The 584-nt window shown below is 33.6% G+C and carries 1 pseudogene; it reads left to right on the top strand.

Going from position 1 to position 584, the window contains the following annotated elements:
* Positions 1–58: 58 nt before the first annotated feature.
* Positions 59–584: pseudogene (locus tag V7024_RS07305) on the top strand (histidine kinase); the annotation flags it as partial.

Below are 584 nucleotides of genomic sequence, written 5' to 3'. Positions count from 1 at the left end.
TAAGTGGGGGAGTATTCATGATACAATACAAGCAGCGATAAATTAGGGAAGTGATAATATGAATATGTTGCAATTTATTCAAACATATATCGTTAAAAGTGCAGAAACAATTGATGACTTATATATACGTCAAGAAAATAACATGACAATTCTCCCGATTATGAAACAAACCCCTCGTAAAATTATAAAAACAGCAGAAATTTTTATCAGTAGTGCAGAAGTGCTAGACGTTCCGAAAGAAGTTGCCAAAGTATTTTATACTCCTAATGTAAAGAAAAAAGAGAGCGAGATCTCTAAATGGTTGGCTCCGCGTGATTTGGTGGATTATATAGAGCGAGGCCTTCTTATAAAAGAGGTGCGTTTTGAAAAAGATGGAAAAACTGTTGATTATACGGTGTATAGAATGGGATACAGGTTATTTATATACATGGAGAAGCAACGCGAAGTAGAGAAGAGAAAAGAACAAGAGGAACTGCAGGAATGGATTAAGAAAAAGCATTTACTTCCAGATTATACGCATGTATATACTGAGAAATTATTGCATGCATTAGATGAAATAGAAGGGAAAATATATAATTACAACT

It is taken from the genome of Bacillus sp. JJ864 (genome assembly GCF_036963045.1).
GTDB classification, from domain to species: Bacteria; Bacillota; Bacilli; order Bacillales; family Bacillaceae_G; genus Bacillus_A; species Bacillus_A pseudomycoides_C.
The sequence above is the reverse complement of the archived record's forward strand: the minus strand, read 5'-3'. Positions and strand labels throughout refer to the sequence as shown.